Source organism: Streptomyces sp. NPDC097129 (genome assembly GCF_055668065.1).
This window is the reverse complement of record NZ_JBVOQE010000005.1, coordinates 386,156-398,507: the sequence shown is the minus strand read 5'-3', so window position 1 is coordinate 398,507 and position 12,352 is coordinate 386,156. Positions and strand designations below refer to the sequence as shown.

Below are 12,352 nucleotides of genomic sequence, written 5' to 3'. Positions count from 1 at the left end.
GCACCTAGCCGGTTGTCCCGGCCGGGGTGCGCTTCGCGTGCGAGGTGAGGAGGGCGGCGAGGGAGCGGTCCGCCGGGTGGCCGAGGAGTTCGGGGTGCAGGAAGAACCCCTGCGCCTCCTCCGGCTTCTCCTCCTCGGCGGTCAGCGGGTTGGCCCTGGCCCAGCCGTCGCAGCGGACTCCGGTGACCTGCCAGCTGACGTCCAGTCCGGCCGCGCCTCCCGCGATGGCGAAGGTGTGGTCGGCGAGGGGGCGGCTGACGTGCAGGTCCGGGGCGGGGGCGCCGACGGCGGTGAGCTGGTAGCGGAAGGACTCGTTCATGGACTCGAACCACTCGGGCAGCTCGACCGTGGCCTGTCCGGACGCGTCGAGGACGACCGTCCCGTCGTAGACGTTCTTCAGCTCCGGGGACTGTACGGCTGCGTGCACCAGGTAGCGGGTCTCGGGGTGCAGCGGGTGGTCGACCCTGACGAGGTGCACGCTGTCGGACACCGTTCCGGTGATCACGACGTCGCCGTCCAGGTAGGCCGCTCGTGTCGTCCCGCTCGCGACCAGGCCGGTGACGCCCACGGCTTCGACCCCGGCGCCCTCGGTGCTGTGTGCCTGGACGCCGGCGCTCTTGGTGCTGGTGGCGAGGACACCCGGCCCTTCGTCGCCGGTGCCGGTCACACCGGCGTTCGTGCCGCCGCCCGTCCCTGACACGCCGACGCCCTGGGCGCTGGTGCCCAACACGCCGGTCCCCTGGGTGCTCGTGCCCAGGACGCCCGAGCCCATCGCTCCGACGCCCTGAACGCCGGGGTTCACACCGCCGCCCGTGCCGGAGACGCCCACGCCCTGGCTGCTCGCGCCCGAGACGCCGGTGCCCTGGGTGCTGGACCCGGCCACGCCCGCAGCGCTCACGCTCTGGGCGAGCACGCCCACGCCACCGGTGCTGACGCCCGACACGCCGGGGCCGGTGCCGCCCGTGCCGAGGACTCCGGGTCCGGAGCCACCGGCCGTTCCCGAGACGCCGGCGTCCTTCGTACTGGTGCCGGACACGCCCGGGCCCGTGGTGCCACTGCCCCTGACCCCCGGCTTCGCCCCGCCGCCCGTACCGAGGACGCCGATCCCCTGCTGGCTCGTACCGTTGACTCCGACGCCCTGGGCGCTCGCCCCGGACACCCCGTCACCCTGCGCGCTCGTCCCCAGGACGCCCGCCCCTGACGTGCCGACGCCCTCGACGCCGGCCGACGTGGCGCCGCCGGCCCCGTGGAGGCCGGCTCCTTGCGTGCTGGTGCCCGACACTCCCGGACCGGCCGCGCCCTGGCCCGTGACTCCCGCGCCCGTGCCCCGGGCCTGGCCGGTGACGCCGTCGCCCTGCTCGCTGGTGCCCGACACGCCCGCACCCGCCGTGCTCGCGCCGGACACGCCCGGGCCCGTCTCCGCGCTGCCGTCGACGCCCGCGCCCGTGCCGCCTCCGTGGCCGGTGACGCCGGGACCCGTCCGGCTCGTGCCGGAGAGGCCCGGTCCGGCGTCGGAGGAGCCGGAGACGCCGGCGCCCGAGACGCCGCCCACCCCGTAGACGCCGTTCCCCTGCGCGCTGATTCCGTACACCCCGGCGGCGGTCACGCCGGAGCCGGCCACCCCGGGGCCCGCGCCGCTGCCACGGCCGTCGACGCCGGGACCGTCCGTGCTCGTTCCCGACACGCCGGGCCCGGTCGACCCGATGCCGAGCAGTCCCGGGCTGGATCCCCCACCCGTTCCGGACACCCCGGGTCCTGCCGTGCTGGCCCCCTCCACGCCGGGGCCGTCCGCGCCGTCGCCCCTGACGCCGGGGCTGCCCACGGCGCCCTTGCCCGTCACGCCCGGACCCTGCGCGCTCAGGCCGGTCACTCCCGGGGCGGTGACACCCTGGCCCAGCACGCCGGGCCGGTCGCCCCTGCTCGATCCGGACACCCCCACGCCACGGACACTGCTGCCCAGGACGCCCGTGCCGCCGAGGTTGGAGACGGACTTCCCGAAGACACCGACGCCCTCGGTCTCTCTGTTGACTCCGTACACGCCGGCGCCGCCGGGCTGGGACGCGTCCCCCGACTTGCCGCTGCTCCCGACGACACCGTCGCCGTCGGCGCTGTCCCCCCACACGCCGTACTTGGTCGCTGGGCTGTCGGTCCCCGGGTCGTACCCACTGGACACATCGTGGCCGTGGACGGGTACTACGGTCGGTACATCGGTCATGATCGTCTCCTCCCGCCTGGCGTCGAAGGGTTCCCGTCACTCGTAGGTGAGCTGGATGCAGAACACCTTCACGGCCTTGCCCGCGTCGGCATTGTCGACGTCGAGCGTCAGAAAGTAGCGGTGCGTGTCGTTCGTGATCTCCACCGCAGCACCCGGTGTGACCGGCACACCCTGCGTCTCGGCCGTGAGCAGCTCGTGAGCACCGTCGTCGTTGCGGATGTCGCGGGCCTTCAGAACCGCCGTCAGGGAACCCGCCGACGACTCCCTGGACCCGGTCATCAGCAGGGACGTCACCTTGACCCCGTCGGGGAGCACGACGTTCATGAAGCCATGGGCCTCCGTCTCGCCCTGCTGCTTCTCGACCATGTCGACGGCCTGGTCCCAGGCGGGTTTGGGGTCTCCCGTATTGGCATCCGGATAGGGCGTCAGGACGGGCACCAGCGTGAGGTGCATGACCGGCCTCGCGAGCCCGTTGATGATCGGGTTGATCTGGTTGTTCGCCAGGCCGGCGAATTCGTCCTCCAGCCGGTGGAACCGGTTGTTGAGGCCGTCGTCACCACCCGCCTGCACACGGTCCTGGTTGTCGATCCAGTCCTTGTGGCGGAACTTGGGTTGGTACTGCTCAACCATCACGGCCGTCCTTGCGTAGGCGGATGAAGGGGGACGAGAACGGATCGGCGACGTGGTAGGTAGGGAAGGTGTAGACGGGGAAGAGGTCGGCCCCGTCGGCCTCCAGCCCGGCCAGGGCGCGCAGCCGGTCGGTTCGGCATTCCACGCCGATCGGGTGGAACCAGTTGAGGATGTTGAGGATCAGGTCGTACTGCCCCTTGGTGACGGCCCCGGCGCCGGCCCCCGGCTCCAGCTCCGGCTTGAGCCGGATCTCGCACTGGTACGGCCGCAGGCCGCCTTCGCGCAGGTAGGTCGCTCTGATCAGGGCACGGCCGACCGTGACACCGGTGAGCGTGCTCACGGGGGCGGTGAGAGCCGAGAAGTCGGCGACGCCGTTGTCATCCGGGGTGGAGGACCAGACGACCTGCTCTCCCGCCCCGGTGCCCAGCGGCAGTTCGGCGACCAGGTGCGGCGGGGACGGCGGGTCCTGGCCGAGGTCTGCCGGATCGGCGAGGAGCACGGTTCCGCTGCTGAGCGGGGCCATGACGAGGCAGGGTCGGTACGGGGCCCCCACGGGGCTCGCGGCGAGGGCGGAGCCCCCGCGGCCCGGGCTGAAGATCTGCGGCAGCAGGCGGTCGGTGGCGACGTCGACGAGGTGCACGCTTCCGGCCGGCGAGGCCGAGTCCTCGGTGGCCGGGTCCTCGGTCACCACGTCCTTGGTCGCCACGTACAGCAACCCGCCCTCCCCGCTGAGGGTGAGCGCGGCCGGGACGGTGTCGACGGGGAAGCCCTCGACGGTGGCCGTGGGCTGCTCCGCGGGCGGACGGTAGACGCGGATCCGTCCGCCGCCGGCCGTGCCCGGGCACATCACGTACAGCTTGCTCCCGTCCCGGGTGACGACGGCGGCTCGCGCCTCGGTCTCGCCTGTCACGACGGTCTGCTCCAGGGTGAGCGTGTCGCGCTCCACGCGGCACCATCGGCCGCCCTCCACGATCACGTACAGGAAGAGGCCGTCGGGGGCGACCGCGATCGACCTCGGCGCGGCGGGCAGCGGCAGGGAGCCCGCTTCCAGACCGTTCGTCAGGAGGTGGGCGCGCAGGACCGGATGATCGCCCGCGAAGCCGACGTACAGCCGGTCGGCGTCGGTCGCCACGGCCGCCGGGCGGGGGCCGGTGATGTCGGGTGCGGCGGAGTCCAGGGTGACGGGGTCGAGGACCGAGACGCGGTCGCGCTGTTCGTGTGCCACGAAGAGGTGTCCGCCGCCGAAGGCGAGAGCTCCGGGGAAGGGGGCGACCGGTCGGGAGGTGTCCGGGGCGATGCGGGGGAAGCCGCCCGACTCGGACTTCCGCAGGGTGAGGGAGGTGACCCGGTGCGTTCCCGGCTCGGCGAGGTAGAGGCGTGCGCCGTCGTCGGAGAAGCAGGCGGCCGTGGGGTGGGCGGCGGGCACGACCCTGACGGGGGCGGACTCCCCTTCGACGAGTTCGGTCGGTCCCTCCACCTTCGCCTGTTCACCGGCGGCGACGGCCACACGCACCGTCTCGGGCTCCCCCGGCGCCGTCCCGGGCACGACCTCGATGTGGTCGAAGCCGGCGTCGAAGGCTCGCGCCGCGAGTGCCGGGGCGGTGAGTGCGGCGTGGTGGAGGACGAGTGCCCTGCCCTGGGTGTGCAGGTCGGCGGGTGGCGGGCCGGCGGTCGCGGCGGCCGGGACGTACGAGGTGAGCACGTCGAGTGCGCCGGGCGTGTCGTGGAGCCGGTCGAGCAGCCGGTCCAGGGCGTCGGAGGTGACCCGTTGCATCATCCTGTTCGTGTCGGCCTCCCCGTAGCGGACAGGGGTGGGAGACCGGGTGAGGTCGTCGGTGCGCACCCGCAGCATGTTCGGGTCGAAGTCGGTCGCGAGCGGGCCCGCGTCGTCCGTCTCCGTGGTGTCGCGACGGCCGGTGCCGCTGATGCTGTGCCCGGCCGCGAGGGCGGTGTCGGACAGTCCGATCCGGACGGAGCGGGTGCCGGAGGCGACGTGGCCGCGGCGCACGACCTCGACCCGGACGCAGACGTCGCCGGCGGCGCGCGCGAGCAGGGTGCCCGGCCGGTCCGGGCGGAAGGCGGCGTCGCCCGCGCCCGAGCGGAGGACCGTCCAGCGGGTCTGCACGTCGGGGAGATGGGAGGGGTCGGGCTCGATGCCGAGGTCCAGGTCCTCCCCTTCCCGTAGATCAGGGAGTCCCGTCACCGGTCCCGGGGTGGCGGGGGTGATGCGCAGGACCTCGCCGCGCGGCTGGGAGGCGTACACCCTGTGGTCCTGAACGTGCTGGACCCAGCCGAAGCCGGCCGCGTGGGCGAGCGCGGCGAGGTTCTCCGAGTGCAGGGTGTCGTGGTCCAGGAGCACGGCCCGGCCGACGGTGTGCAGGCCGGGGCCGGTGGCGTCGTACGCCTTGAGGACGCGGAGGGTGCCGGCCGGGGGCTCGGGCCGCGCGGCGAGCCGGTCGACGAGGGCGTCCAGGGTGTCGACGACGACGCGTTGCATCATCCGGCTGTCCTCGCCTCCGGCGAAGGTGAGGCCGGTCCGGTCGGGGTGACGGATCAGCCAGGCGGGGTCGAAGTCGGGCTCGTCCTGGTCGGCGGTGCCGACGGCGGACGCCTCGGTCGTGCCCTGGTCTCCGTCGGCGGTGAGGGAACGGCTCACCGGGAGCGTCTCCGGGAGGACGCGCAGCGTGTGGGTGCCGCCGGCTCCCGCGTCGCCGGGTTCCCGTACCTGGAAGGGCGCGGGGTCCTCCGGAGCGGCGGCGATCGGCGCCGCTGCCTGGTTGACGGCGTCCTGGAGGTTGCCGGGCGTGGGCAGCAGCCAGCGGTGGAAGATCCGGAGCCGGGCGCTGTACTGGTCGTCGCTCTCGCCGGTGACCGGTTCGAAGGTGGCGCGGGCGAGCCGGGTCAGCCGGACCTCTTCGAGGAGTCCTCGGTAGGGGGCGGGGTCGTCGTGGTCGTCCCGGCGTTCCGTGCCGTAGCCCATGACGAGGGGTGCGGTGCTGGTCAGCGGGCCGAGGGCCGGCCCGTGGGGGTCGGGGCGGTCGCTGCCGTCGGGGTCGTCGGGCGGCCCTCCGGTGACGCGGCGGGCGACTTCCGTTCCGTCCACGTAGAGGAGCGCGGTGGCGGACTCCCCCTGTCGGTCGACGACGCCCGCGACGTGGTGGAAGGCGCCGTCGCCCAGGTCCCGGTCGGCGAACAGGTCGACTTCCCTGCTGCCGTCGGAGAGGGAGAGGCGGACGTTGCGGTCTATGCCGCGGAAGGTCCCCACGGTGAGGGCCCATCCGGCGCTCTCGGGGACGTTGAGCGGGGCTCGTTTGGCGACGACGGTTCCGGTCGTGGTGACGTGGTCGGGCCGCACCACCGCCTCGACGGTGAAGGGGGCGGTGGCCGGAAGGTCGTAGTGCGCGCAGTTCGCGACGCTGATGCCTCCGGGGGCGGGCCCGAATCCGAAGGCGTGCGAGAAGCGCCCGGTGCGGCCGCTGTGCGCGCCCTCGTTGACGCCCCGGCGGTCGGGATCCCCGGGCGCGGCGGCGTCGACGACCGTGGCGACCTCGGCATCGGGGGCGGTGAGTCCGTTTGCTGCGTGGGGGGGGATGTCGTCCAGGTGGAAGAGCGCGAGCGTGTCCTCGTCGGGGGTGTGCGGGCGGGGCGGGAAGCGGGGTGCGCCCAGGTCGAGTCCGAGGAGGTCCAGGCTGGCGCCGTGGGCGGTGGTGGTGTCGCGCTGGGCCGTGACGTCGCGGAGGTGCCGGGCGAACTCCTCGTGCTCGGCCCCGATGACCCAGAGGAGTTTGGCGAGGTTCCCGAGGAGTGCGGTGACCTCCCAGGGGGCGTGGGCGAACGAGCCGGTGGGTTCGAGGGGGCGCAGGCCGACGAGTTGCAGGTCCCGGGCAAGGTCGCCCGTGTCGCCGGGGAGGGGGAGCGCGAGGGCGCTCCCGGTGCACCAGCCCGCCGGGATGTCGACGTCCACGTATTCCGGCTTGGCCCCGGGGGCCCGTCGATTTCGGTAGAGGACGCGGACGGTGAGCGGTGCCGTGATGTCCCGGCCGGGTGCGAGGAGGTAGCGGGGCAGCTCGGGGGGACGGCCGTAGCGCCGCTCGTAGGCCTGGAAGTCGTAGTCGGCGACGGGGATCGTGCCCTTCGCGGAGTCGCCGAGCGGGAGGACGAGCCGTTCCATGCCCCGGTCGTAGGGGGCGGGCAGCGCGGCCCCCATGACGTCGAGGACGTCGCGGGAGAGGGGGCCTCGGTAGGGCGCTGTCGTACTCATGTGGCCACGACCTGGATGTCGACCAGGGAGCTGTCCACGGAGAACTGGGCGATCTCGTCGGGTGCGAGGACGAGGTTCTCGCCCGCCGACAGCTCCTGGGCTCCGCCGTAGGTGGCGCCGCCGTAGTAGGTCTGGCCGAAGGCGGGGGCGAAGCGGCGCAGCCGCAGGTTCTGCACGTCCACGACTCCGGCGGCGGTGCGTGCGCTGAGGACGATGTCGGAGTAGAGGACGCCGTTGCCCAGGCGGAGTCGGTTGACCGCGCCGCGGACGGCGTCGAGGATCGCGCCCTTGGCGGCTTCCTGGTTGTGGCCCGCCTCGACGACGAGGGTGGCCCGCATTCCGATGTCGACCTGGTTGGCGGCGAGGACGGAGGGGAAGACGGAGACGGGCCGCCACTGGTCCACGGTCTCCAGGACCTGGTCGTACACGCCGGGGACGGACGTCTCCTCGCCGGTCCAGGGCCAGCCGGGTTCGGGGGCGACGACGATGTCGAAGAAGTACGGGGAGCCGGTCTGGCGCGGCCGGGAGAAGGCGCGGGTGCCGTAGCGGAAGGTGCCGTAGGCGCGGCGGGTGGCCTCGACTCCGCCGAGGGGGTCGAAGACCGCGGCGTCCCGTACGCCGTTGACGTCGAGGATTTCGGCGAGCAGGGCCTCCTGGGTCCAGACGGTGCGGGGCACGCCGAGCAGCCGTGCGCGGTAGACGCCGTCCGGCTCGCCGAGTTCCCCGCCCTCGAAGGCCGTCTGGACGAAGGGCGTGACCTCGGCGGTTCCCAGGTTGAGGTTGTGCCGGACCCAGGCGGGTTCGAGGCGCAGCTTCCTCCGGGTGTCGATGTTGCCGTCGGTTCCCCGTAGGACGGCTTCGGCGTCGACCGAGGCGGTGGCGCCGGTGGCGGAGAGGGAGACGGGCCGGTTGGTCCGGAAGGCCGGGGTGGGGGCGGGCTCGTCGGGGGCGGGGTCGTCGGGGACGGTTTCGACGACGGTGCCCTCCGGGAGCACGTAGACGCGGTCGGGTTCGGGCTGGGCGAGGGTCAGGCCGATCGTGCCGTGGGCGCGCAGCTCGCGGCGGGGCAGGCCGAGGTCCTTGCCGAGCAGGTCGAGGCTGGGTCCCTGGGCGGTGGTGACGAAGCCGGCGTAGTACTGGGCTTCCAGGGCGCGCCAGAGCTCGTGGGTGCCGACGGCGGCGGCGTCCAGGACCTTGCGCAGGGCGCTGCCCGAGGTGAGGTCGACGTCGTCTCCGAACATGGCTCTGGCGCGGGCCTGTTGGTCGGCGATGATCCGGTCGATGCCCTTGACGACGAACCCGTCCTCGGTGACGCCGAACCGTTCCTCGGAGGTCATGGGGTTCCCCTTGCTCGCAGGGTGAGGGCCGCGCCGGCGATGGTGTCGACGACCGCGTAGACGGTGTACTCGCGTGCCGCGTGTGCGGCGGCCACGCTCCCGCGGCGCGCCGCTGCGTCGAGGTCGGTGCGCGTCTCCAGGAAGCGGGGGTCGTCGTCGAAGAACACCTCGCGCACGTCGGTGACGCGCCCGTCCGAGCTGAGGCAGCGGACGAGTTCCATGGTGATGTGCTCCTTGCGGGAGGACAGGTCGTCGGCGTACGCGCCGATGGCGAGCCGGTCGAATCCGAACCGGATGTTGAGGCGGTCGCTGCCTGCCTGGGTGGCGACGGCCAACTCCAGTGCCTGGCCCAGGGCCTCGGCTCCGACGACGAGGGCGAGGTCGCGGGAGTGCCGGTCGAGGACGAGGTCGCCGTCGTCGAGGGCGAGGCTGCGGCCGAGGCTGGGGGCGCCGTCGCGGGTGTTCGCGCCGGGGAGGTACGGGCGGAGGTCGGGCAGGTCAGGGCCGCCGCCCACGGTGGTGCCGACGGCGTTCGCGAGCGCGCCGGCGCGGGGTGACGGTCCGGCCGCGAGGGGGCCGCCCGGCTGGCCGCCGGGCAGGCGGTCGGCGCCCGGCTCGGCATTCGGGCCGTCGCGGGGTTCCAGCGGTTCGCTACCGGTCATCAGAGGGTCTCCAGGAGGGTCTGACCAGGGTCGGTGACCTTCCAGGCACCGGCTCCCAGTCCGCTGACGGTGACGCCGTGGGCGGTGGCGAGCAGGACGGGCACGCCCCCGAGGGTGAGTTTCTTCGAGGCGCCGTCGGGCGTCGCCGGGGAGATCTGACAGGGTTTCGGCCCGTTGGCGTCGGTTGCCGGGCAGGGCGCGATCATGCCCGGTACGGCAGTGGCCGCGGAGCCGAACATGAGGCCGCCCTCCTTGCCGGCGAGGACGACGCCACTGCCCTTGACGGTGACCCGGGGATCGCCTGTGACGAGCTTCAGCTTTCCCTGGTGGGTGCATTCGATGACCGCGCCCTGGACGAGTACGAGGGGCATCAGGTGATCGCCACCTTTCCGTCGCCGACGGTGAGCGTCACTCCCTTGGAGGAGAGCACGACGCTGTTCCTTCCGCCGTCGACGGTGACGCTGCCGTCGGCGGCGATCTTGACGGTGGTCCCGGACGGGTGGCTGAGCACGAACCCCGTGTCGTCGATCGTCAGGCTGGTCCGGGACTTGTGGGTGAGCAGGAAGGCCTGGTCGTCGATGGTCAGGCTGGTCCCGGACTTGTGGGTGAGCAGGAAGGCCTGGTCGTCGATCTTGAGGCTGGTCCCGGACTTGTGTGTGAGCAGGAAGACTTCGGCCTCGCCTTCGGAGGGCCGGTCACCGACCGGTGTGCAGGCGGCTTCGCCGATCGCGACCTTCAGACCGATGGCTTCCACGACCCGGCGGCCGTCGGCGGCGATGAGGTCGTTGACGCCTTTGCCGGTCGGTTCCGGCAGGGGTCCGACGCTGAGGTCGGTGGGCAGGCAGAGCCACCAGTCGCCCTCCTTGGCCTTCGGGCGGTCCATCCTGCGCTGGTTGGACCAGAGGAAGCCGGTGACGACGGAGTCGTCGGGGTTGTCCCTGACCTGGTTGAGCAGGGCCCGCATGCCTTTGTACACCGGGACGGAGAGGCCCACCTTGTGCCAGGCGAAGGGCGAGGCGATCGGCTTGTCGTGCCGGAACGCGTCCCCTTCGGTGATCTCCAGGTCGACACTCGGCGAGGCGACGGCCTCGTTCGGGCGCTGACCGCTCTCCAGATCGGACACCCGCTGGTCCGGCTTGGCCCTGTCGATCCGGGCGACGTCGACGGAGGGGGTGAGAGTCGCGGCCTGCTGGATCTTGCCGGAGATCAGGTCCGCGACGGAGCGGGCGGTCGCCTTGCGGGCGAGCTCGCTGAGCCGTCGGTTGCCGTCGGTGCCGAAGGCCACGGCCCGCCCGGTGCAGGTGTATCCGTTGCGCGGCGAGAAGGTGTGGGTCAGCTGGAGGACGCGGAATCCCGTGAACGGGTTCTCGTACCCCTGGATGCCCGCCGCGACGAGTTGACCGGCCCGGAGGGTGGGCAGGCCGAGCACGGTGAAGTCGAACGCCTTCACCTTGGCCGGGTTCACCTCGTCGGTGAGGAGGTTCTGCTTGCCGACCGGCCCCAGGTCCACGGGCTGGAACTCGGCGAGCCGGACGGGGGTCATGGTCTTGAGGACCACCAGCGAGTCCTCGCCGGCGATGGCGGCGGTCAGGGCCGCCAGGTTGGGGACGGCGGAGATCGGGCCCGCGGGCGGGTGGGTGATCGCCTTGCCGAACTGCACCACGCCGTCCTGGACGAGGACTTCGGCACCGAACTGCCCGGCGATCTCCGCCAGCAGGGCGAAGGCGTTGACGGCCTGCTTCGCTATCTCCCGGTCGACGGTGTCGGGGCCGGCCCGGCCGACGACGTCCACGCCGGCGAGCCCGGCGATGTGCCGCACGGCATCGGCCGGCTTGGCGCACTTCATCGAGATCTTCGCCATGGGCGGCGTGACGCCGGGGTCCACCCGGGCCAGGAGCCGGTACGAGGCTTCCTCGTACCCGGTGAGGCGCATGGCGAGCGGCGGGTACCGGGTCGCCGACTTGATCGCCTCGACCCTCCCGGAGAGGACGACCTGCCGGCTGGAGGGGTCGTCCAGGTAGCCGAGGTGGATGTCGACGTCGATGCCGCCCTCCGCACCGGTCTTCTTCCCGAGTTCGGAGGCCAGGGCCTTGTGCACGTCGATCGGCAGGTCGGTGAAGGTGATGTCGAAGCTGCCCGGCTGGCCGATCTCGTACTTGATCCCGATCTCGGCGTCCGCCAGGACCTCGCCGCTGAGGACGTCGTTGGAGATCGACATGCGCAGGAGCGGGAAGTCGATCTTGTACCAGAGGATCACGCCCATCGCCGTGCCACCCCGATCACGATCCGGGAGCCGTAGTGGCCGCTGCCGTTGAGGTTGCCGCGTGCCACCGTCGCCTCGGTCAGTCTGATGGCCAGCGGGCCCGCCTCGTGGACGAGGTCCGGCTCGGCGACGAGCTTGCGCAGGAAGAGGACGCGCGGGCCGTCGGGGCCGGGGCCGGCGATCCTGAGCACCAGGTGGCCGGGCGGGCTGCTCTGCGGGGCCGGCGGGAACGGCTGGGGCGTGCTGCCCCACGCCGCGAGGTCGTACAGCGTCCCGGGCGGGTCGTCCTCGCCGCCCTCGAAGTTGGCGTACAGAGCGAAGTCGTACGTGGTGTCGCCCACGGGGCACCGGAAGACCTGGGGAAGTCCCTCGTCGGGCTCGATGGGCAGCCTGAGGAAACGCGGTACGTCGTTCACAGCCCACCTCCGAGCCGCTCGACGGCCAGTCCGAGGAAACGCGGCACGTCGTTCACAGCCCACCTCCGAGCTGGCGGCCGGGCGGGATCATCTCGCTCACGACGGGGATCGCGGTGGACCCGGCGGCCAGGGCGAGGTCCAGGGCTTCGCCGAGGATGGCGGTCAGGCTGGAGCGGGGGACCTGTTCGAGGTTGATGCTGACGTCGAGGGCGTCCCTCTTCTGGTTGGACTGGGTGAAGCGCAGGCTGGTGATCTGCATGTCGAGGCTGACGGTCATCCCGCAGACCACGGGCAGGCCGGCGACCTTCATCAGCGGCGCGGTGGATCCCGCGAGCGCGCGCGAGGTGAGCGCCATCGCCTCCAGGCCCTTCTTGGACAGGAGCCGGGTCCGGCCGACGAGCACGGCTTCGACGCCGATCGTCCTGGTGGTCGGCGACACCAGCTGGGTAAGGCGGCTGCCGGCGATCCTGGCCACCTGGTAGCCCTCGTTGAGGGTCAGGCTGGTGACCGTGAACAGCGGCACCGCGCCGATCAGGACGGGGACGTTCACACCGGCCGGCATGATCCG

The 12,352-nt window shown here is 72.7% G+C and carries 9 protein-coding genes; all 9 read right to left on the bottom strand.

Annotation, left to right across the window (positions count from 1 at the left end):
- Positions 1-4: 4 nt before the first annotated feature.
- Genes AC0B9F_RS17985 through AC0B9F_RS17945 form a run of 9 tightly spaced genes read right to left on the bottom strand, consistent with a single transcriptional unit; the run spans position 5 to position 12,346 of the window.
- Positions 5-2,215, bottom strand: coding sequence for a beta strand repeat-containing protein (locus AC0B9F_RS17985; RefSeq protein ID WP_472003641.1), 2,211 nt, complete (start codon positions 2,213-2,215; stop codon positions 5-7).
- 36 nt (positions 2,216-2,251) lie between these two features.
- A complete protein-coding gene (locus AC0B9F_RS17980; RefSeq protein WP_472003639.1) occupies positions 2,252-2,845 on the bottom strand; it encodes a hypothetical protein in 594 nt (197 codons plus the stop codon).
- On the bottom strand, positions 2,838-7,106 hold the full coding sequence (locus AC0B9F_RS17975; protein WP_472003637.1) for a LamG-like jellyroll fold domain-containing protein: 4,269 nt from the start codon (positions 7,104-7,106) through the stop codon (positions 2,838-2,840). Before AC0B9F_RS17975 ends, AC0B9F_RS17980 begins: the two co-directional genes overlap by 8 nt.
- Positions 7,103-8,443, bottom strand: coding sequence for a baseplate J/gp47 family protein (locus AC0B9F_RS17970; RefSeq protein ID WP_472003636.1), 1,341 nt, complete (start codon positions 8,441-8,443; stop codon positions 7,103-7,105). Before AC0B9F_RS17970 ends, AC0B9F_RS17975 begins: the two co-directional genes overlap by 4 nt.
- The gene (locus tag AC0B9F_RS17965) at positions 8,440-9,105 is read right to left on the bottom strand and encodes a hypothetical protein (RefSeq protein ID WP_472003635.1); all 666 of its coding nucleotides are present in this window, start codon (positions 9,103-9,105) and stop codon (positions 8,440-8,442) included. Before AC0B9F_RS17965 ends, AC0B9F_RS17970 begins: the two co-directional genes overlap by 4 nt.
- A complete protein-coding gene (locus AC0B9F_RS17960) occupies positions 9,105-9,476 on the bottom strand; it encodes a hypothetical protein (protein WP_472003634.1) in 372 nt (123 codons plus the stop codon). Before AC0B9F_RS17960 ends, AC0B9F_RS17965 begins: the two co-directional genes overlap by 1 nt.
- Complete coding sequence (locus AC0B9F_RS17955; RefSeq protein WP_472003632.1) at positions 9,476-11,368, bottom strand: hypothetical protein; 1,893 nt, start codon at positions 11,366-11,368, stop codon at positions 9,476-9,478. The genes AC0B9F_RS17960 and AC0B9F_RS17955 overlap by 1 nt, the downstream gene beginning before the upstream one ends.
- Positions 11,359-11,784: a hypothetical protein gene (locus AC0B9F_RS17950; protein ID WP_472003630.1), complete on the bottom strand. Its 426-nt coding sequence runs from the start codon at positions 11,782-11,784 to the stop codon at positions 11,359-11,361. Before AC0B9F_RS17950 ends, AC0B9F_RS17955 begins: the two co-directional genes overlap by 10 nt.
- A 52-nt stretch (positions 11,785-11,836) precedes the next feature.
- On the bottom strand, positions 11,837-12,346 hold the full coding sequence (locus AC0B9F_RS17945) for a hypothetical protein (RefSeq protein WP_472003628.1): 510 nt from the start codon (positions 12,344-12,346) through the stop codon (positions 11,837-11,839).
- Between the last annotated feature and the right edge of the window lie 6 nt (positions 12,347-12,352).